The organism is Chamaesiphon sp. VAR_48_metabat_403 (genome assembly GCF_031422475.1).
Taxonomy (GTDB): Bacteria; Cyanobacteriota; Cyanobacteriia; order Cyanobacteriales; family Chamaesiphonaceae; genus Chamaesiphon.
The window spans coordinates 1-20,002 of the sequence record NZ_JANPLS010000062.1 but is presented as its reverse complement, the minus strand read 5'-3'; the positions used below and the strand labels follow the sequence as shown (position 1 = coordinate 20,002).

Genomic DNA, 20,002 nt, shown 5'->3' with positions numbered 1-20,002 from the left:
GTGACTCGATGGCTTTTAAGTGTAGATAATAATTCTACTGCTTCTAAAAGATTAGATTTACCCTGAGCATTATCTCCAAGTAAAATAGTTTTAGGGGCAGAAAAAACAATTTCCTGCTCCTGATAGTTCCGAAAATTACGCAGATGGAGACGATTTAAAAACACAAGATTGATGAGAGGGGGGAGCGGGGGGCGGGGAGCGGGGAGAAGAAAGTAAGTGCTCTAAGCAAAGCACCTGTTCGAGACAGTTAAAAGTTTAAATTACATCTAGTCCTCGATCTTATATTCTCTGCGTCCTCTGCGCCTCTGCGGTTAAAATAATTAATAGATCGTAGGCAAAATAGGATCTAGTCATAAATTATTTATCTTTTTACCAACTGCGGAAATTGCTTGCATAAAGCAGTAAATAATGGTGAGGGTTTACTGTCTTGCAATCTATCTCCCTGTTGCCAATTAAATCGGTTCCATAAAAAGGGAGCTTCTTTTTCTGATGCCAACCATAATAACTTTTTGGCTCTAGTAATTGCGACATATAATAGACGTAAATCTTCGCCTTGCTTGAGATAATTTGCCAGATTCCAAGCATCTTTAGGTGTCGGTAAAGACTGGTGGTGTAAATGAGCGCGAATTTTGGCACGAGCGACTTCTGCCAAGCTAAAATCGCCTAAAAATTTAGCACCTTGCGGAGTCCATAATTGTCCGGGAATGCGATCGTTTAAAAAGGGAATAAATACATAATCCCAGTCTAACCCCTTTGCTTTATGCATGGTAATAATCGTGACTTGTCCCGAAGCTGTATAGCGAGATTCCGAACCATCATCGATATTTTCAAAGCCTTCGGTGGTGACAATTTCTTGCAGCACTTCGATCGTACTATAAATCGAGCTGCGCCCGTATGTTTGCATCGAAATCCGATCGGCTAATTTATCTGCTGTAGCTAATTCACTGGCTTGATAGTTCAATCGATCGCTTAAATAACTAATCAGTCGATCGGGTGGTAAACTCAATCTAGCACGTAATAATTCACAGCACAAATCTCGCGCTCTTAATACTGTCTCTGTCTGGGGGTTTTCTAGAATACTCGGATAGAGGAACCGTTCGGGGAATACCGCTAGTGCATCGAGATCTTGAGCGTCGATTAATTTGCGATTTAATAAGATTTTGAGTACGGATTTAAGGTATTCTGGTGAATGCGGTCGCGTCATAAATTGCATTAACGCCAAAATTTCGCCAGGGATTTTAGAAGTCCGATCTCCTTCCCCGGCTTCAAAGATTTTAATGTCTGGATGTAAGCGTTTCCAATCTGATAATCGATCGAATATAAATTTTGCCTGTCGATTTTCACGGACTAAAATTGCCGCATTTGCCCCAGGATTGGCTTTAAATAACGTTGTCAATTTTTGCTCGATCGATCGAACCGATTCATAAACATCGATCGGTGTATGTAATTCTACCCCATTATCTTGGGCGATTGGATTTGGTTGCGCGTCTCCAGGCGATACCGGACGAATAGTTTGCAGCCAAAATACCGATTCGGTGTGAGATTCCAGTTGGCTGGCTCCCTCAGCATCAGCCGCAGGTGGCTGGAGCAATTCATTCCCCCAATCCAGCACAAAATTGGCAGTATCCATAATTATCTGCGTACTGCGTCCGGCTTGCTCCATTTTTTCCAGCCTTGACGTTTTATCTACATCGACAACCTCGCTACACTCTTGGCAAAACTCCCGAAAATACCGAGGATCGGCAGGGGTAAAGGTAGAATTAATCGCCTGATTAGGGTCTCCCACCCGAATTAAATTAGGCGGAAGTTCTGGTGAATTGGGAATCCCGGCTAATTGACGCAATAATCTTTCTTGAAGGGGACTAGAATCCTGCGCTTCATCTTCAAATACCGCATAAACCTGTTGCTGCCACAATCGTCGCGCGGCGGGGTCTTGCATCACCCGCAATGCCCCTACGATCATCTCATCGTAGTCTGAATAACTTTTACTAATTAGCAGCTCTTGGTAAGCCTCGTAGAGTCCAGCCCCAATACTCAAAATATCGTATCGATCGGGATATAATTTAGCAATCTCCCACAAATCTGCTGGCGATAAGCCCGAACTTTTGGCTTCGCGGACGGCGGTAAATGTCAAGCTGGGTAATATTTCCGTCCGTAATGCCGACTGACGGCGCAATCGCTCTGTCTCTTCACCATCGAAGCTTTCGCCGAGTAAAAGCTGGCGGTAACTATTAGGGTACCGACTCAACCAACTTTGAACGGTCTCCTCAATCAGTTTATGATTGACAGATGGCATCACCAGAGTGCGATCTGTTAAATCTAACTTCGATAGCTCTGGATGCTTGCTAGCAATACTCAATGCCAAACTATGGATTGTATTTACGCTATACCCGATCGGCGGTAAGCCCAATTCCTTCAGACAATTCTTAATTTTATCCTTAATATTCGCTGCTGCCGATCGAGTCAGGGTGACGATTACTAACTGATGCCGTTGATGCAACTTTTGGTTGGCTATAGTAATCGCGGCAGCTACCGCCATACTGTGCGATTTCCCCGCTCCAGGCACTGCCGATACTGCGAGTAGTCCCCCCCGCCAGTCTGCTAATGTCCGCTGCCCCAAACGCAATCCCGACCGCCAGCGGGCGATAATTTCAGCTTGAGATTGGGTAATATTGTCCGAATGGAGCGCGGATAGAGTGGGCATGGCTAAATAAGGTGAGTTCGGGATAAGGAAAATCGATTTGCTTCGCTCAAACACCGCCCTGAAATGAATTTGCGGATGCGCGCACGCCTTTGTTTCCCGACGGTATAGCGCACCAAGCACGGGCTAATAGCAAAAGTTCACTTCAGTGAACTAATCAATTTGGCAGTTCTCTTTAGAGAACTTGAGCTATTAGCCCGTTGGCGAAGCCTATCCGAAGGATACACTTCCAGTTCAGGGCGGTGCAGAAACGAAGCTAGGAATCATGGATTGGAAATCCTTAACCCTTTGGCACAGCCTCTGTCTTGACCCAAACACATGCGGAGGGAACCTCCGCGTGATTTGGGTCGCTCGCACAGGAGAAACTTACATTAAATACGAGACTCCTGCTATGGAAGTTAGGGAATAGGCGATGGGCGACCTTATCTTTAAGCTTAATAGAAATAGGGTGTGAGCAACCTCACACCCTATTTCTATTTATCGATTAAATTGATTCAATCTAACTAGTGTAAGACGTGAGTCTAGCGAGTGCGATTGGTAGTAGTACCAGTCAATAACTTAGAACCCACATTTCCTTCTTCACTTCTAGCCGTCTGAGACGAGTAGTAGTAATGATTGTAACGGCTCTGCTTATCGAGATCGACACCATTGAGTACCATTCCCAATACTTTAAGTTTGGATTGAGTGACAATTTCTTGAGCGTAATCTACAGATTCTTTATCCGCAACACCCGGACGGAGGACGAATACCAATCCGCCTGCTTGAGTGCCCAAAATTGCCGCATCCGCAGCTACAGTTAATGGTGGCGCGTCGATAATTACCAAACCATACTCTTGCGACCACTGACCGATGAGCGTGCTCATTTGGACGGAATCGATTAAGATGACGGGGTTAGGCGGTACGACACCAGCAGTCAGTAAAAACAGGTTAGGCTGAATTTCGTGAGTAGCGGCTTTTTGGTCGCACTGTCCGCTGAGGACATTGCTGAGTCCTTCGTAGTTGCTTTGTCTCCAGATCAGATGTTGAGCGGGTTTCCGCATATCTGCATCGACGAGCAGCACTTTTTTACCGAGTTCGGCGACTGCGAGGGCGAGGTTGGCGGCAACAGTCGATTTACCTTCCCCAGCTTGCGAGCTAGATACTACGACTACTTTGAGGCTATCATCGGCGTTCAAGAATTGCAGGTTAGTTTGCAACATCCGGAAGGATTCACCCTCAATGCCCGTAGTCATCCCTGTTAACACCAGTTGACCTGGAGTTCTGGGGGCACCTTTACCGAGTTTGGGCAATTGACGCATTTTTTCAAATACGGGAATTTGTCCCAAGATGGGGTAACCAGGTAAGAGGTTTTTGGCTTCTTCGGATGTTTTAATCCGTTTGTCGGTACCATCGAGTAAGAAGGCTGTGGCTGCACCTAAAAATAGACCTAAGAAACCGCCGATGGCAATGTTTTGGAGCTTTTTGGGAGAGAGAGCTTCTTGGGGTAACTCGGCATGGGTGAGAATTCTAGAGTTACCGAGGGTTTGGTTTTCGGCAATTTCGATTTCTTGGAGTTTGCTCAAGAGCGTTTTGTAGTTAGTCCGCGTAGTTTCGAGCTTGCGTCCGAGGGCGTTTTGCTGTTGTTCTAGTTTGGGTAGTGCGTTCATCCGTTGCTTGTAAGCATCGACGACATATACCAATGCGGAAATCTGTTTTTGTAAGCTGGTCCGTTGCGCTTCGCTCTTAGCGAAGTCCGCAATCAGGTTACCTTGAATCCCCGATGGCTGTAGTTCGACGATTTTACCTTGGAACTGCTTGTCGCCAACTAAGCTCTGTTTGAACCGTTTTTGGAGGATTTCAACTAGGGCTTGACGTTTTTCTTTGAGATTGAGAATGCTCGGATCGTTATCGCTAAACCGAGTTTTTTCGATCGCGATTTTGGCTTCAACTTCTTGCAGTTCTTTGAGAGATTTCTGCAATCCTGGCGATTCGCTCACTAGTCCGGATTGAATGGTAGCTTGAGCATCTCTACCGCCAAATAATGCCTTGAGTCCTTCCAATCTAGAGGTTTCAGCGGCTAGTTGGGCAGAAGCAGAAGTAATTTCTTTATTGAGGTTAGTGATCGTCTCGACCGCTTTGACAGATTCTGTTGGCAGATCGACAACATTGTACTGCTCTTTAAACAAGCGGAGATCGTTTTCAGCCAGCTTGACTTCACCTTCGATTTTAGGCAGTTCTTGAGCGACGAATTTACGTGCGGCTTCTGCCTCGCGGCGTTGATTCTTTTGGTCGTCACGGATGTAAACTTCCATGATTTTCTCTACCACATCTCGTGACAACTCCTTGCTGGGATCTTGGAAGGTGACTTCGAGAATATCGGTGTTTTTAATGCTACTGACTTTTAATTGTTGAACGAAAGAATCAGATTTAGCGACAAATTTGTCTAGACGCTTTTTCTCTGGTCTATTTTTGTATTTACCCTCGCTTAATTCTTTAATTACGCCATTGATTGTGGTTAGTGACTTGAGAATTTCGGCTTGAGTGTTGACGGGCGTACTCCCGGTTAAACCATCTAATTCACCAATCGCTCCGCCAGCAGCATTGGTCGCACTACTCAACAAGGCACTAGTCTTGTTAGTCTTTTTAAGGATAACCTGTCCTTTGGCCTGGAATATTTCCACTTGCTGATAAGTCCAGATCGTTACTAACGCAGTAGTAAGAGCAAAGACTAACGAAGCAGGTAGCCAACGACGTTTGAGTACTAGCCAATATTGTGCAATTTCATCCATAATGCTTTGTGCGGGTGACTGTGTGTATACTCCTTCATATTCTAACACTGTGACTTTAGCTACTCGTATCCGCATTTAAACGTAAATCAACCCAGCTAGATCGACTAATTGAGTCGATCGATAACATCGATTAGTTGCAAATACTATCGAATTGAGTAATTAAAGGCAATGAGGATCTCCGTACTGAGAAGATCGTTCTATACACGAGGGTGACAATGTTATATTTATTCAGTAAGAATGCTGGGATTGTGTCGATCGCTATTGCAGAGGGTTACCATTCGTGCTAGAAGAAAATTTACTAAATCTCGCTGTTATCGACCTCGCTTCAGCTTCTGCTCATCTGGAACGGCGATTGCAAGAAATTCCCCCCGAACCTGGAGTTTACTTTATGCGAGATGCGACCGATCGTATCTTATATATTGGGAAGTCTAAAAAACTCCGTTCTCGCGTGCGCTCCTATTTTCGCGAAGCTAGCAATCATACGCCTCGGATTGCCATGATGGTGCGTCAGGTAGCAGACATTGAGTTTATCGTTACCGATAGCGAAGCTGAAGCCTTGGCTCTCGAAGCCAATCTGATCAAACAGCATCAGCCATATTTTAACGTCCTGCTCAAGGATGATAAAAAATACCCTTATATTGTCATCACTTGGTCGGAAGACTATCCTCGGATTTTTCTCACGCGCAATCGGCGGCTCGGTAAGGGTAAAGATAAATATTATGGGCCGTATACCGATGCACATCTGCTCAGGAATGTACTGTACACCATCAAGCGAACATTCCCACTCAGACAAAGACCCCAACCACTATTTAAAGATCGTCCGTGCCTAAACTACGATCTCGGTCGTTGCCCTGGCGTGTGTCAGAGCTTAATTGCGCCTACTGAGTATCGCCAAACCGTCGAAAAAGTAGCGATGATTTTTCAAGGACGCACTGGCGAATTAATCGAAACCCTGACAGCGCAAATGGGCAAAGCCGCTGAGGAACTAGATTTCGAGCAAGCCGGACTAATCCGCGACAGGCTTAATAACCTCACTGCCCTCAATGCCGACCAAAAAGTCTCATTATCTGACGATACCATCTCCCGCGACGCGATCGCCCTCGCTGCCGATGCTAAAACTGCTTGCGTACAACTATTTCAAATTCGGGCGGGTAAATTAGTCGGCAGATTGGGTTTCACCGCCCAAGTTCAATCGCTCACAGCAGATCTCCAAACTCCAGAGCCATCCCCCGCCGATTTGGGGGCAATCCTCCAAAGTGTCCTCGAAGCTCATTATCAAGCTGCCGACTCAGTAGAAATACCGACCGAAATTCTAGTCCAACATCCACTTCCCGAAGGCGAAATTCTTGCTAGTTATTTAAGCGATCGTAAAGGTCGGAAAGTAACGCTAGTTAACCCCCAGCGGCAGCTCAAAGCCGAGCTAATCGAGATGGTCGAGAAAAACGCTATTCACGAACTAGCGCGCCTGCAACGCCAAACAGAGCGCAATGCCAACGCCCTCGAAGATCTCGCCGAAATCCTCGGCTTGCCCAAATTACCACGTCGGATTGAAGGGTTTGATATTTCACACATTCAAGGCTCGAATGCGGTAGCTTCTCAAGTCGTATTTATCGACGGCTTACCTGCCAAACAACACTATCGCCATTATAAAATTCAAAATCCTGAAATTACGATCGGACATTCCGATGATTATGCCAGTCACGCCGAGATTGCCAGACGGCGATTTCGCAAGTATGCAGGCGGTGTCAATACCCAAGATCCCGATTTTCCCAATGTCGTCTTAATCGATGGTGGTAAAGGTCAATTATCCGCCGTGATGAATGTTTTAGAGGATCTAAATTTAACCGATAAAATGTCGATTATCAGCCTTGCCAAACAACAAGAAGAAATATTCGTCCCTGGGGAAAGTTTACCACTACCCACCGAAGCCGACCAACCGGGCGTTCAACTCCTGCGGCGGGTGCGCGATGAATCGCACCGTTTTGCCATTACCTTCCATCGCCAACAACGCAGCCAAAAACAAACCCGCTCCTATCTTGACGATATTCCCGGATTAGGATCGCATCGTCAAAAGCAACTACTCGCGCACTTCCACTCGATCGATTATATCAGAGCCGCCAGCATTGAAGATTTAGCCAAAGCTCCCGGTATTGGTACTCACATCGCTGGGGAAATTTATCGTTATTTTCATCCAGAATAAGAGTGCAACATCACGGCTCAATGCCTAATACTCTTAATTTAGCAGCAAGTCTTTCGGCTTCTCGCTCGGCATTCTCGGCTCGTAGCTCGGCATTTTCGGCTCGTCGCTGTTGGCAGCGACGTAGTTCGTCTAACTCGCCAAACCCGATGAACTTCTCACCATCGGGGCGATAAATAATTAATTCTGCACCTGCTCTCATGACAAAGCGAATGCCCAATCTGACACTCACCCAATCGTCAATTGCGGCGTTGGCGGAGCCTTCCCCCTGGGAAATCGGTACCAATTTATCGTCCGATCGCATCCACCCACTTAAATCTAATCGATCTGGATCGTAGATATAGTATTCTGCCACACCATAGCGTTCATAAAACTGGCGTTTGCGTTCCATCTCGCCCATCCGATTTCCAGGAGAGAGGATTTCAAAGACAACTTGAGGCGGAATATTATCTTCCTTCCACTGTTGATAAGAACCTCTATCGCCTTTCGGTCTACCAAATACTACCATCGCATCTGGCGCATTGCGAATGGTGTTGTCACCTTCGACGGGATACCAGAGCAAATCGCCAGCCACAAACACGTTCGGATCTGCGGCAAATAATAAGTCTAGATTTTCTTTAATCGTGACGATCCAGCGAAACTGTTTGGTGTTATCTGCCATCGGTTGGCCGTCACTGTCAGGATAATAAACCTTAGCTGGATGTTGCGATACCATAACTAGGGTAGAGATGAGTACATTTAGATTATATCATCTGACCGATCGTGAGTTGCGATCGGATAAACTACATAATTAGTAGTCGATTGTTGATTTAATGGCTTCTTATTTGGGGACTTTGTTGGGAATAATACATTTGTCAAAAAAAATACTGCAATCCCAAGAAAAAAATATGGTAAATTCTTTTTCAGATCGTTATTTAGATTAATATTCTCATGTTCGATGTTAGAACTATTTTGTCCCGATGAAATGTCTGGGTCTATGGTACCGCTTCTTGACCGCCACCGAGGAGATCGACGTATAATAAAAAATAGAAATACTCCTGCCATAAATAAAGCAATCCATAACAATAACGTTATAAGCCTAATCAAACCGATTGGTAATATCTTCCAAGTAAATCCAATAATAGCAATGACGGCAAACACCAACCAAAACACATAAATTACTTTATCTACTGTGTTTGGCTGTAAAAATTTACGATACTGGAGATTCGACCAAATTCTCATTTGAGATTGAGTCAGATCTATCATGAGTGTCAAACTTATGAAGGTTAAGATAACAGAAAGTACGGTTGGAAACAATTGTATTCCACAAGTATTGTAAAAATAAAATGTCAAGATCGATAGTGGTAATGCCGCAAACACCATAATCAGGAAAAAGTTCTGCAAAGACCCTTTGCTAGAAAGTCTCATATAGTGAGATTTCAACAAGTCGTAAGCCAGTATTTTGGGGGAAGGTCGATTAGGGTTAAGTCGAAGTGACTCTTCTAAAATTGGTAAAATTCGATTCAGATCCTGTTTATTTTTTCTTCTTTCCCAAGTCTCATAAATTAATGCTTGAGCATAAGCTTCATGAGCCACCGCACTTTCTGGGGCAAGACAAAGCAATTCTTGTGCTAGCTCTATCAATTCAGGAATATGACTATTACCTTCAAACACTAATAAGTTTCTTATTAAGTATAAAATAGAATTAACATGTTCTGGATCGATTTCTAAGCTATGTCGAGCAGTTTCAACTCCTTTTTCTAGAAAAACTTTTCTTTCCTCATATACAAAATCGCGAGAACATCCTCTCAGCCAATAAAGTTCTGATAAGGATGCATAGAAATCGGGATACTCTGGATCTAACTCGATCGCTTCGAGCAGATATTCTTCAGCTAAATTTAGTTCCTGTAACCGGATGTATAGACAACCTAATACCCAATAGGGATAAGGATTCTCTGGTACTAGCTCGATCGCTTTTTTACCTGATTCGATCGCTTCATCATAACGAGATAGATCGAATAGACACATTGCCAGCATGGTATGAGCGCGAGGATCGTCTGGGTTTTCGCTCAGATGTTTGCGAATTTCTTGCTCCGATCGATCGAGTCGATTGCTCTCCATCAATAACCAAGCACGATCGAGTGTTTTATCCATAACGTTTTACAGGGTTTTAAATTTGATATTGCGAAACCATAATTACATCTTCAAATATTTCAAAATCTCGTCGTAATTACCATCCTGATTGGCATGAATGGCATAATTACGCGCCGTGCTAAACCATTCGCGAGTAGAAGGTTTCACCCCACTCGCTGCCGTGCTTAAATCCTTAGTAGTTAACGGTTGGGGAATACCTGTTTTCATTGCGGCTTGAATTTTATGCTCCACCGCCAGATCCACGACTAGCTTCAAATCTGCCCCAGAACAGCCATCTGTCTGCTGGGCGAGGAATTGATAGTCGAGATCGGTTATTGGCTTGCCCTGACACTGCAAACGCAGAATGCTGGCACGAGCGGCAGCATCTGGGGGTGGTACAAAGAGGATGCGATCGAATCTGCCAGGGCGACGGAAGGCTGTATCTAAATGCCAAGGCGCATTAGTCGCCGCGAGAATCAATACGCCCTCATTAGAATGTTGCACCCCATCTAACTCGGTGAGGAATTGGTTAATGAGTTGTTTACCGCTACTTTGGCGCAGATCCGCGCGACTGGCGGCGAGAGCGTCTACTTCGTCAAAAAATAAAACGGAGGGCTGGTTTCGGCGCGCTCTGTCGAATAATTGATGCAGATTTTTCTCGCTATTACCGATCCACATATCGAGAATGTCATTCAAACCGACGGGAATAAACCCCGCCCGAATTTCGCCCGCTGTGGCTCTGGCTAAATGGGTTTTACCGCATCCAGGTGGGCCGTATAATAGAATTCCACCGCCGATCGATTTACCGTAGGCACGATACATATCGGCATGGGTGAGCGGATAAATAATCTTCAGGCGAATTTCTTCTTTCACCGTTTCCATTCCACCGACATCTTCAAAGCAAATAGTCGATTTCTCGATGCCTTCGGGAGTAGGTGTGTCAGGCTGGAAACTCTCAGCTTGTCTGACACCTAATCGATCGACCAACTCGGAATCCTGTAAGCTGGGATCTTGGGAAATCGCTTTGCGAAATTGTTGAGCGGCGGTATGTGAGTCACCCGATCGCATCAGCAGCCGCGCGTGGAGAGTTAAAATCGTGGCAGAAATCTCGCCGCAACTCAGTAAATCTTCGATAATAACTAACGCGGCGGAATCTTTTTCTTCCTGATAAAAGGCTCTCGCCAAACCCAGTTTGAGATCGAGATTGGCTGGCGCGAGGGCTAATGCTTGTTGAAATTCGATCGCAGCAGCAGCCGCTTCGCCCCGATTGAGCAGGGTATCGGCGATATGTTGGCGTAAGGGGATATTATCGGGGGAAAATTTCAGGGCTTCCCGGAGGGCTAGCAATGGATCGTTGGAATTAGTCATGCTGAGGAGTGGCAAAAATAGCACTATCTCTAAACTACCCATCTCGATCGAGGTAATTTCGGTTCTGGCGTAATGTTTGGAAAATAGATTAGAGCGACGATTTAGTGCAGATGGTGACGCAATGGCGCGGATTACAGCCGATTTATTTTTAAAAACCGATTTTTTACCAGAATTATCGAGTTGGTGTCGTTATTGATATTAGAGTGGAAAATGCCACGATGATAGATGTTGAAGTCAATGAACCAGATCGAGCATAATTCCCGATCGGGTTGGCACGGACGGTTACAATTAACCTACCGCCACCACCTCGCCAAAACTCAAGCGATCGAACATTATGGTATTGCCCCGCTCAAAGTCCAGCGGGCGTTCTATCCCGAAGGTGATGCAATTTGTCACAATACGATTTTGCATACGGCTGGGGGAATTGTCGGTGGCGACAGGCTCCAAATCGCGATCGATCTCCAGCCGGAATCTCGCGCGGTTATTACTACAGCAGCGGCGGGGAAGATTTATACTAGTAACGGCGATCTGGCAGCTCAAACCATCGTCCAGAATATTGGCGATAATGCTTGTCTGGAATGGTTGCCACAGGAAACAATTATCTTTGATGGAGCGATCTTTCACCAACATTTACGCGTAAATTTAGCACCCACAGCAAGCTGGCTGGGATGGGAAATTTTACGATTCGGGCGCACGGCACGCGGTGAAAGGTTTACCAACGGGATCTGGAAATCTGCTACAGAAATATATCGACAAGGAGATCCAGTCTGGATCGATCGTCAGTTATTAGTTGGCGATGAGACAATCGATCGTGCTAATAGTTTAGCTGGATATCCGAGCGTCGGTTCTTTAGCTTGGATCGCTCCAGGTGGCTCGGTGACCGCAGATGCTGGCGTTAGTAAGGACTTAGTTATTAACGCTCGATCGTTATTTACCGGCGAACCCAGTCGCATCGGCGTAACGCGCTTATCAGCAGGATTATTGTGTCGTTATCGAGGTGACTCTACAACAGAGGTGCGTCGGTGGTTTACGGCTGTTTGGCATCTACTACGCTCTTCATTTCTCAACAGCCCGCCCATCCATCCCCGCGTGTGGCAATAATATCGTAATGGGATTTTGGATTTTGCGGCTTTCGTTTCTCATCCAGCGCATCTGAGCTGACATTTATGTCAGCTAATAGAAAGAAATTTTGGCAGAGGCTACAGATCTACAGATTGTTGGGTGAGCGTGTTGGGTTTCATTCTTCAACCCAACCTACAGATCTTGAAATATTAGTCCGCGTAGCGAAAAGTGCGTTCTTGGGGTTTCCCCAAGTAAAGCACCTTTTCAAGAGAGGCGGACTTTGCAGCACTAGCGACGATTTCAATCGTTGTGCTGTCCGAATCGCCTTGGCGGTTGCTGTACTTTAAATATCCTTACCCCAACGCAAAAACCCCCCTCACAGTAATGTGAGGGGGGTTTTAATCTCTTAAACTCTTATATCAAAAGGTATTAACCGTTGATGGAAGGAGCAGTCAAAGCAACTGGAGTAGCTTCACCAGCAGCTAAGTCAAGAGGGAAGTTGTGAGCGTTACGCTCGTGCATTACTTCCATACCTAAGTTAGCGCGGTTGATGATGTCAGCCCAGGTGTTGATTCCATGACCTTGTGCATCTACAACTGATTGGTTGAAGTTGAATCCGTTGAGGTTGAACGCCATTGTGCTTACGCCCAAAGATGTGAACCAGATTCCGACTACAGGCCATGCAGCTAAGAAGAAGTGCAAGGAACGGCTGTTGTTGAAAGAAGCGTATTGGAAGATTAGACGACCGAAGTAGCCGTGTGCTGCAACGATGTTGTAAGTTTCTTCTTCTTGTCCGAATTTGTAACCGTAGTTTTGGCTTTCAACTTCGGTTGTTTCACGAACTAGGCTGGAAGTTACTAACGAACCGTGCATTGCGGAGAATAACGAACCACCGAAGACTCCAGCTACGCCGAGCATGTGGAAGGGGTGCATTAAGATGTTGTGCTCTGCTTGGAAGACGATCATGAAGTTGAAGGTTCCGGAGATGCCTAAGGGCATTCCGTCTGAGAATGAACCTTGTCCGATTGGGTAGATGAGGAATACTGCGGTTGCTGCTGCGACTGGTGCGGAGTAAGCAACACAGATCCAAGGACGCATTCCTAAGCGGTATGAGAGTTCCCATTCACGTCCCATGTAGCAGAATATTCCAATGAGGAAGTGAAATACTACTAGTTGATAAGGGCCGCCGTTGTACAACCATTCGTCTAGGGATGCTGCTTCCCAGATTGGGTAGAAGTGAAGACCGATTGCGTTGGAGGAAGGAATAACAGCACCGGAGATGATGTTGTTTCCGAACATTAAGGAACCTGCTACTGGTTCGCGGATGCCGTCGATGTCTACTGGGGGAGCAGCGATGAAGGCGATGATGAAGCAGATGGTAGCGGAGAGTAAGGTGGGTACCATGAGTACGCCGAACCAGCCGATGTAAATCCGGTTTTCTGTGGAGGCGATCCAGCTACAGAAGCGTTCCCAGACGTTCGCGTTCTGGGTGCGTTGTAAGGTTGTGGTCATGTGATGATGATTGCTGTTTGTTCTGTGTAGAACGGAATGTTTTTTACGTATAAGTCTAATTTAACCCGATTGTTAATGTTTGTAAACCTTTCTCAGTTTTGTTAACCTGATGGGAGTGATTAGTTTTGGTTATGTATGCTGGTATTTCTCGCTCGAAACTGATACTGCACCAGCAGAATGGGAGGATTACCAGCCACTCGATTCTCGTTCCGAACATCTGAGTTGAGTATGCTCTAGTTTCATTCTTCAACCCAACCTACAGATCTCTCAATAATTGCCACTCGATCGACGATCGGGAGATATCGCCAATCGCAGGATATATTGTGACATCAGGCTAAATTGGAAAGTAACAACCTGTTGATGCAGACCGAGACGGCTGCAAGGAGAGCATATTTGGACAACATTAGAAAAATGCTAGAGATTGGACTCGACTCAAGATCTACCGCCGAATTAATTCAGCTTGCCTTAGCAGCATCTGAAGAAGATGACGATTACACCAAAGAGCGTTGGCATTTTGTGGGCTTGCTCCAGCGTCGCGGAAATCGAGAGGTACTGGATCGATCGTTAGCATTGACAGAGAGTATATCGATCGAGGAAAGATCTTTAGGTATCGATATTTTGGGACAGTTGGGCATTCCAGACCGAACTTTTCCCGATGAATGTGTGACGAGGCTGATAGAAATGTTAAATCAGGAATTCGATCCGCTCATCTTGCGAGATATTTGTATTGCACTGGGACATTTCCAAGATCCGCGATCGATCGAGCCACAATTAAAATTTTGCCTACATCCCGATTGGGAGGTGCGCTATGGAGTGGTGAGTGGATTGAGCGGACGCGATGACGAACGAGCTATTTGGGGTTTGATTAGGTTATCTGCCGATGTGTGCCCAGAAGTCCGTGATTGGGCGACTTTTGGGTTGGGGACATTAATTGAGGTGGATACACCAGCGATTCGGGAGGCATTGTATCAACGGTTTCTGTTAGAGGATAGCCAAGATAAGGAAACGGCCGAAATTTATGACGAGGCATTGGCGGGGCTGGCGAATCGCAAAGACGATCGCATCTTGCCCCAACTGATAGCAGAACTGATGTCTGATGAAGTGGGGAAATTAGCAATCCAGGCAGCGGAAGCAATGGCTGACGATCGCCTCTACCCCGCATTATTGCATTTACAAACTTGGTGCGATAGTACCTATTTGGAAGATGCCCTATTGGCTTGTAATCCTCGATCGAGCCAGCAATTGTCATCATGAAAATTGAGACCGGATCTGATGCTGGTTTTTAAAAATAAAACTGCTGCAATCCGCATTATGTCGTTGAAGATCGCCCGATCGGAATATATCGGCCACCCCATTTGTGAGATGATTGGGAATCAAAATTCGTTAGCGGAGCTTCTCCGGCTGGAGAATCGGGTGACTACTGTGAACTCATTACTGCAAGTGTTTCAGAGTCGAAAAATGGCAGCATTGCTATTTGTCGGCTTCTCATCAGGACTGCCAATTTTACTCATTTTTAAAACAGTCCAATCCTGGATGTCAGATGCAGGGACGGATCTGAGTAAAATTGGTTGGTATGGGAGTCTGATAGGGTTTCCATACGCTTTTAAGTTTTTATGGTCGCCACTGCTCGATCGATATGTACCGCCATTTATGGGTCGGCGGAAGGGCTGGCTGCTGATTATTCAGTCGTTGTTGGTAGTGTCTATTGGCGCAATGGCGTTACAAGATCCTGCTAAAAATTTGGATTTATTAGCGATTAACTCGGTCATAATTGCCTTTTTGGGTGCATCTCAAGATATCGTCGCTGATGCTTATCGGACAGATATATTATCTGAAGCAGAAGCTCCCGTGGGGATGGGGATTTTTACCGCAGGTTATCGGGTTGCCCTAATTGTGGCGTTTGCTGGTGCGTCTAAATTATTTGAAAATGTCTTTGGTGCTTGGCAACCTGTGTATCTGGCGATGGCGGGATTTATGCTGTTGGGTTTGGTATTTACGTTATTCGCGCCTGAGACGGAATCGACAGATTTGCCCCCAGCAACGCTTACCGATGCAGTAGTCCTACCATTTGCTGACTTTTTTCAGAGGAAGGGATTTATTTATGGCAGCTCGGTCTTACTATTCATCGTTACATACAAAGTCAGCGATGCCATGATGGGTGCTATGTCGATTCCGTTTCTGAAAGCCGCTTGTTTTACCCAAGGTCAAATTGGCGATATTAATGGTTTCATGGGAATTGTTGCTGCGATCGTGGGAGCCTTGTTAGGTGGAGTTTTACTGACGAGAATCAGTGTTTTTCGCGGACTGTGGCTGTTTGGTAGTCTACAGGCAATTGGGATTATCTTTTACCTGCTGTTGGCACAGGCGATTAATCCCGATCCCGCAATTACCGATTTAGCCAAAGTCTGTCAGAATTTTACACTCCCGCCCTTCTCTTATCAATTGTTTATTTTGGCGATTAATGTCGAAAACTTCTGCGGGGGGATGGAATCGACTGCATTCGGACTGTTTTTGATGAGCATGTGCAATAAGCAATTCACGGCAACTCAGATCGCGCTCTTATCTAGCCTTATGGCTTTAAGTAAATTGATTGTCGCGCCGATCGGCGATGTGGTTAAATCGATCGGGTGGTCGAATTTTTTCTGGTTGAGTATGGTGACAATTATTCCTAGTCTGATTTTACTGGTATTTTTAGCCAGAGCGGATAAAAATTTAGGTACCACACTGAAAGAATACTAAATTAATTTTTGTTACAATCGACAAATAACTAATCTGTATCAGTTTTTGAATTTATCATGACCTTCTTCCGCCAAAATGTCGCCCCATTCCTGATTTTACTAGTGTTTTTGTTTGCGCTAGTTGCCACCAGTGCGAGAATTTTCTTGCCGACAGATATGTCTGGTCCCGCGCCAGTAGCTGGCTCTGTGTTAATTCAGATCATATTAACACGGGTAAATTAGAACGTGAGTTCGGCGAGTCCGAGATATTCGACTCCTTGAGTAGTAACATTAAATCGACAAGGGAGTACTTGCAATCCCTTGGCGATTGCGGTGCGTAAAAGCTGACCGTAAAGCGGATCGGTAGTATCTCCAGGCGCAAATTTGGTTTTGTCGCCGCGATTGATGAGGTAGAGCATCACCGCGCCAGATTCAGGCATAACATCGATGAGTTCGCGCAGGTGTTTTTGACCTCTGGTAGTCTCAGTATCGGGAAAAACGGCAGTGTCGCCGATCGACCAAGTGGTATTTTTAACTTCTAGGTAGATCGATCGCGCTCCGCCTTCGAGTAAAAAATCGATTCTACTGCCGTTATTTTGCCCGTAGGGCACTTCCGATCGAATTGTTTGGTATGTTTCAAGTTCGGGAAATAATTGCCGTTCTAGGGCGATTTTGACCAGCTTGTTGGGCAAGGCGGTATTAATGCCAATCCACACGCCATCGATCGAGATCGTTTCCCAAGTATACGCAAGTTTGCGTTTGGGATTATCTTGGAATGATACCATCACTGGCGCGCCAAGTTGACACACTCCAGTCATTGGGCCAGTATTAGGGCAATGTGCGGTAATTGTCTCCCCGGTATCGAGCTGGATATCTGCAAAAAACCGCTTGTACCGTTTGACTAAAATGCCGGGGTAGAGCTGAGGGTAGGTGTAGAGCAAATGAGATGGGAGATGGGAGACTGGGGGACTGGGGAACGGCGATTTAGAGGCTGTTGGGAAATACGGACAAGATTGATTAGTCTTGGCACAGAAAATCTTCTAGCCACGTCAAATCTAGGGTGGCTGAATTGAGATCGATTTTAACCGCACGCACTCGCCTGATAATAATTGCCAAGTCTTGGCACAGAAAATCTTCTAATAAGCCGAGATCTTCCCACGATAGATCTAGAGTAGCTGATTTGCAAGCGGGTGTAAGCACAACCGCACGCACGCGCCTGATGATAATTGCCACCCTACCAGCTTTGAGATCTCGATCGTTCAAATATTGTGCTAGTTTGGCTAAATAATCTCGATCGATATTCACAGCTTCACTCAACAATTTCCTAATTTTCCCAGTTTTATCGTGCAGTAATTTTTCGCCCAACGGTGTGTCGGCACATTTCTTCCAGGGATGTCGCTCGATCTCGCTAACGCGATCGATTAATCGATCTAAATCCGCCTCTGGTTCCCCTAACGATTGCTTGACATTGCGACGATAAGTGCCATTTACCCAACGCTTGCGCCACCGAATCGAAGTGCGTGCCGATTTGTCGTTTTCGCCGTAGGTATTCTGGCAATCTTTAAGTAAAGACAGCCGTTTTTTTGTCTGTGGTGTCTGCGGTTGTCTCATGGCGGGTAATATCGTTGATGAGTTCGATCGAGAACTAATGCAAATCGAAATGTTGCTACGTATTTCTGGATATCCTCTTAGGTTCTGGTAGCGATGTAGGTTTCGAGATAGCCGAGATCGATCGCCATTTGGTCGATTGGGGCGTTAATATTAGCTAGCTGTCGATCGCGAGCGCAGGTTTCGATTTGTTTGGCTAATGCCGCAATACTGGTAATCCCGACATTCGCACTCGCACCCTTAATGTAATGAGCTTCATGACCGATTTTGACTATATCTTTATCGATGACGGCTTGGCGGAGATCTTCGATGTGAATTTTGACATCTTCTGCCAACATGGTGAGTAGCTCTAGTTCAAATTCGGGGTCATCTTCTGAAACTTGATGCAGTTGTTCCCAGTCGATGTCTATGCGATCGTTCATTGGATGATGTCGTGAGAGATGTAAGCCGATTACGATTAATATTTTATCCTCTCGATCGCCGATTCTCCTAATCTATGTATGTTTCAAACTACCCGCCGCCGTTTGGCAATTTGGTATACAATCGTTACTGCGATCGTGTTGCTGGTATTTGCCAGTGCAATGTATATTTACGTGCGAAGTACCCTGATCGAGCGGATCGATGATACGTTAAATCATGTCGTAGAAGTAGTCAGTCGCTCTTTGACGATCGATCGTATCGATGCGCCGGGGATTCCCAGTCAGTTTCAGATTAATGTCGCGGCGAGTTTTCAAGATAATTCCGACCGACGACTCGATGACGATCGCATCGATCTGGAATTATTCAATCTGAGTGGTAAATTATTGTGGTCTACACTTAAAGAGCCACTCAATCTCCCAGTCTGGATCGATCTCGATGGTGCGACGGTGCGCGTTAGTAACGAGCGCATTTTGCGACAAATTACGGCACCAGTCTATAAATATAATGTTTTAGTCGGATTTTTACGAGTCAGTCATCCTTGGTTTGAAGTTACCAAGCCTACCGAGTCGTTAATTGTCGATCTCACCATCGGAACTTCATTAGTACTAGCCAGCGTAGCAACGATCGGCTGGTTTTTATCGGGGATTGCGATCGAGCCAGTCAAAGCATCTTACCAGCAGCTCAAACAGTTTACTGCCGATGCATCGCACGAACTCCGCAATCCGATCGCGACTATTCAAACCAACGTCCAAGTCGCACTCGGTGAGGAACCATTATTACCCCACCAACGCCAACAACTCCAAACGATCGAACGCCTGACGCGGCGGTTGGGAAGATTGGTTGACGATTTATTATTTCTAGCTCGTCAAGATAGTAGTATCGTTACGCCAGAATTTAGCTTAGTGCCGCTCGATGCCTTATTAATGGAAACGATCGAAGAACAGCAATTAGCCGCAGCAGCCAGAGGAATTAACCTGAAATTTGAGATTGTCGATCCTGTGCTTGCGGAGAATGATAACAAACTAGATGTTTTTAGTATCGACGGAGATTGGGATCGATTAGTCAGACTATTTACTAATTTGCTGACTAATGCGATTCAATACACGCCGCCGCAGAGCAAACACCCGTCGGAGATTAATATTGAATTAAAACATCTAACTCACCAAAATATACCATACTTACAAGTCCGAGTCCAAGATAATGGGATGGGAATTCCTGAAGATGCACTGCCCCATTTATTCGACAGGTTTTATCGCGTCGATCCGGCCCGAACTGCTACTGCTTCTGATGTCAGTAGCGGTTCGGGATTGGGACTAGCGATCGTCGAGTCGATCGTTACCAGTCATCAGGGCGAACTCAGCATCGATACTCAAGTTGGGGTCGGTACGACTGTTTTTGTCACATTCAAACGCGCCCGCAGTGTCCGAACATATTCCTGAGCCTCCCCGCTCCCCGCTCAGTAGTAAATTTTTGAGTCGATCGGTAGTGCAATCGCGCTCCTGTTACCAAAAGTTATCATTTAATGTAGATAGAATAC

The 20,002-nt window shown here is 45.7% G+C and carries 16 protein-coding genes; 6 read left to right on the top strand and 10 right to left on the bottom strand.

Annotation, left to right across the window (positions count from 1 at the left end; all coding sequences use genetic code 11):
• The 3 genes from RMO79_RS03025 to RMO79_RS03015 form a co-directional block, all read right to left on the bottom strand.
• Positions 1-164 (bottom strand): AAA family ATPase (locus RMO79_RS03025; RefSeq protein ID WP_310481579.1); only part of this gene is annotated, 164 nt, incomplete at its 3' end.
• A 197-nt stretch (positions 165-361) separates the two neighbouring features.
• A complete protein-coding gene (locus RMO79_RS03020; protein ID WP_310481577.1) occupies positions 362-2,704 on the bottom strand; it encodes an ATP-dependent helicase in 2,343 nt (780 codons plus the stop codon).
• A gap of 518 nt (positions 2,705-3,222) precedes the next feature.
• Positions 3,223-5,469, bottom strand: a complete 2,247-nt coding sequence (locus RMO79_RS03015) for a polysaccharide biosynthesis tyrosine autokinase (protein ID WP_310481576.1) — start codon at positions 5,467-5,469, stop codon at positions 3,223-3,225.
• A 280-nt stretch (positions 5,470-5,749) separates the two neighbouring features.
• On the opposite strand from RMO79_RS03015, the gene uvrC reads away from it, so the two are divergent.
• Positions 5,750-7,669, top strand: coding sequence for an excinuclease ABC subunit UvrC (uvrC, locus tag RMO79_RS03010; protein WP_396136507.1), 1,920 nt, complete (start codon positions 5,750-5,752; stop codon positions 7,667-7,669).
• A gap of 10 nt (positions 7,670-7,679) precedes the next feature.
• On the opposite strand, the gene RMO79_RS03005 is transcribed toward uvrC, so the two are convergent.
• From RMO79_RS03005 to RMO79_RS02995, 3 genes are read right to left on the bottom strand one after another with little or no spacing between them, the layout of a single operon-like run.
• Entirely contained in the window at positions 7,680-8,381 is a 702-nt protein-coding gene (locus RMO79_RS03005; protein WP_310481575.1) for a Uma2 family endonuclease, read from the bottom strand.
• A gap of 23 nt (positions 8,382-8,404) precedes the next feature.
• Positions 8,405-9,799, bottom strand: a complete 1,395-nt coding sequence (locus RMO79_RS03000; protein WP_310481574.1) for a tetratricopeptide repeat protein — start codon at positions 9,797-9,799, stop codon at positions 8,405-8,407.
• A 42-nt stretch (positions 9,800-9,841) separates the two neighbouring features.
• A complete protein-coding gene (locus RMO79_RS02995; RefSeq protein WP_310481573.1) occupies positions 9,842-11,146 on the bottom strand; it encodes an AAA family ATPase in 1,305 nt (434 codons plus the stop codon).
• A 225-nt stretch (positions 11,147-11,371) separates the two neighbouring features.
• On the opposite strand from RMO79_RS02995, the gene RMO79_RS02990 reads away from it, so the two are divergent.
• Entirely contained in the window at positions 11,372-12,247 is an 876-nt protein-coding gene (locus tag RMO79_RS02990; protein ID WP_310481572.1) for an urease accessory protein UreD, read from the top strand.
• Between the two features lie 390 nt (positions 12,248-12,637).
• On the opposite strand, the gene psbA is transcribed toward RMO79_RS02990, so the two are convergent.
• Positions 12,638-13,720, bottom strand: coding sequence for a photosystem II q(b) protein (psbA, locus tag RMO79_RS02985; protein WP_310481571.1), 1,083 nt, complete (start codon positions 13,718-13,720; stop codon positions 12,638-12,640).
• 411 nt (positions 13,721-14,131) lie between these two features.
• On the opposite strand from psbA, the gene RMO79_RS02980 reads away from it, so the two are divergent.
• Genes RMO79_RS02980 through RMO79_RS02970 form a run of 3 tightly spaced genes read left to right on the top strand, consistent with a single transcriptional unit; the run spans position 14,132 to position 16,680 of the window.
• The gene (locus RMO79_RS02980; protein WP_310481570.1) at positions 14,132-14,974 is read left to right on the top strand and encodes a HEAT repeat domain-containing protein; all 843 of its coding nucleotides are present in this window, start codon (positions 14,132-14,134) and stop codon (positions 14,972-14,974) included.
• An 18-nt stretch (positions 14,975-14,992) separates the two neighbouring features.
• Positions 14,993-16,459: an AmpG family muropeptide MFS transporter gene (locus tag RMO79_RS02975; RefSeq protein ID WP_310481569.1), complete on the top strand. Its 1,467-nt coding sequence runs from the start codon at positions 14,993-14,995 to the stop codon at positions 16,457-16,459.
• Between the two features lie 56 nt (positions 16,460-16,515).
• Positions 16,516-16,680, top strand: a complete 165-nt coding sequence (locus RMO79_RS02970) for a hypothetical protein (RefSeq protein WP_310481568.1) — start codon at positions 16,516-16,518, stop codon at positions 16,678-16,680.
• Here RMO79_RS02970 and sfsA read toward each other — a convergent pair.
• The 3 genes from sfsA to RMO79_RS02955 all read right to left on the bottom strand — a co-directional run bounded on the left by sfsA (position 16,677) and on the right by RMO79_RS02955 (position 18,467).
• A complete protein-coding gene (gene sfsA / locus RMO79_RS02965) occupies positions 16,677-17,378 on the bottom strand; it encodes a DNA/RNA nuclease SfsA (RefSeq protein ID WP_310481567.1) in 702 nt (233 codons plus the stop codon). The two genes, RMO79_RS02970 and sfsA, sit on opposite strands and share 4 nt — an antisense overlap.
• A gap of 76 nt (positions 17,379-17,454) precedes the next feature.
• Positions 17,455-18,048: a hypothetical protein gene (locus RMO79_RS02960; RefSeq protein ID WP_310481566.1), complete on the bottom strand. Its 594-nt coding sequence runs from the start codon at positions 18,046-18,048 to the stop codon at positions 17,455-17,457.
• Positions 18,049-18,125: 77 nt separating this feature from the next.
• Positions 18,126-18,467, bottom strand: coding sequence for an Hpt domain-containing protein (locus tag RMO79_RS02955; protein ID WP_310481565.1), 342 nt, complete (start codon positions 18,465-18,467; stop codon positions 18,126-18,128).
• Between the two features lie 78 nt (positions 18,468-18,545).
• On the opposite strand from RMO79_RS02955, the gene RMO79_RS02950 reads away from it, so the two are divergent.
• A complete protein-coding gene (locus tag RMO79_RS02950; RefSeq protein ID WP_310481564.1) occupies positions 18,546-19,904 on the top strand; it encodes a HAMP domain-containing sensor histidine kinase in 1,359 nt (452 codons plus the stop codon).
• Positions 19,905-20,002 lie beyond the last annotated feature (98 nt).

What these genes read in the sequence shown, in the direction of transcription:
- RMO79_RS03020 (WP_310481577.1), bottom strand. Translation starts at nt 2,704, where the DNA reads ATGCCCACTCTATCCGCGCTCCATTCGGACAATATTACCCAATCTCAA.
- RMO79_RS03015 (WP_310481576.1), bottom strand. Translation starts at nt 5,469, where the DNA reads ATGGATGAAATTGCACAATATTGGCTAGTACTCAAACGTCGTTGGCTA.
- RMO79_RS03005 (WP_310481575.1), bottom strand. Translation starts at nt 8,381, where the DNA reads ATGGTATCGCAACATCCAGCTAAGGTTTATTATCCTGACAGTGACGGC.
- RMO79_RS03000 (WP_310481574.1), bottom strand. Translation starts at nt 9,799, where the DNA reads ATGGATAAAACACTCGATCGTGCTTGGTTATTGATGGAGAGCAATCGA.
- RMO79_RS02995 (WP_310481573.1), bottom strand. Translation starts at nt 11,146, where the DNA reads ATGACTAATTCCAACGATCCATTGCTAGCCCTCCGGGAAGCCCTGAAA.
- RMO79_RS02990 (WP_310481572.1), top strand. Translation starts at nt 11,372, where the DNA reads ATGTTGAAGTCAATGAACCAGATCGAGCATAATTCCCGATCGGGTTGG.
- psbA (WP_310481571.1), bottom strand. Translation starts at nt 13,720, where the DNA reads ATGACCACAACCTTACAACGCACCCAGAACGCGAACGTCTGGGAACGC.
- RMO79_RS02980 (WP_310481570.1), top strand. Translation starts at nt 14,132, where the DNA reads ATGCTAGAGATTGGACTCGACTCAAGATCTACCGCCGAATTAATTCAG.
- RMO79_RS02975 (WP_310481569.1), top strand. Translation starts at nt 14,993, where the DNA reads ATGCTGGTTTTTAAAAATAAAACTGCTGCAATCCGCATTATGTCGTTG.
- RMO79_RS02970 (WP_310481568.1), top strand. Translation starts at nt 16,516, where the DNA reads ATGACCTTCTTCCGCCAAAATGTCGCCCCATTCCTGATTTTACTAGTG.
- RMO79_RS02960 (WP_310481566.1), bottom strand. Translation starts at nt 18,048, where the DNA reads ATGAGACAACCGCAGACACCACAGACAAAAAAACGGCTGTCTTTACTT.
- RMO79_RS02955 (WP_310481565.1), bottom strand. Translation starts at nt 18,467, where the DNA reads ATGAACGATCGCATAGACATCGACTGGGAACAACTGCATCAAGTTTCA.
- RMO79_RS02950 (WP_310481564.1), top strand. Translation starts at nt 18,546, where the DNA reads ATGTTTCAAACTACCCGCCGCCGTTTGGCAATTTGGTATACAATCGTT.